Source organism: Robiginitalea marina, assembly GCF_024006985.1.
Taxonomy (GTDB): Bacteria; Bacteroidota; Bacteroidia; order Flavobacteriales; family Flavobacteriaceae; genus Robiginitalea; species Robiginitalea marina.
In genome coordinates this window covers 1-372 of record NZ_JAMXIB010000044.1, presented here as the reverse complement: position 1 = coordinate 372, position 372 = coordinate 1, and the positions used below count along the sequence as shown (strand labels likewise).

At 59.7% G+C, this 372-nt stretch carries 1 protein-coding gene; it reads right to left on the bottom strand.

Annotated elements, in window-relative coordinates:
- A partial coding sequence (locus NG653_RS14695) for a hypothetical protein (RefSeq protein WP_252742465.1) occupies positions 1–372 on the bottom strand: 372 nt, incomplete at both ends.

Genomic DNA, 372 nt, shown 5'->3' with positions numbered 1-372 from the left:
AATCCACAGTGTTCCCGTCCTCAATGCCCAGGGTGTTCCCGCTTAGGGTCAGGTTCTGGTCATCGGTGTTGTCCAGGTAGGGCGTCAGATCCACGGTGCCCCCGTCTTCAAGGGTCAGGGTATTGCCGCTCAGACTAAGCCCCTGGTCGTCGGTGCCCACCAGTGATGAAAGGTCCACGTTGGCTGAAGCTCCGTTCTCAATGTCGATCTGAAGGGTGGTGCCGGTCAGGGTGGCACCGGTCAGGTTCTGGTCGTCGGTGTTGTCCAGGTACGGGGCCAAATCCACAGTGTTCCCGTCTTCAATGCCCAGGGTGTTCCCGCTCAGGGTCAGGTTCTGGTCGTCCGTGGAGACATAGCCCGAGAGGTCCACAT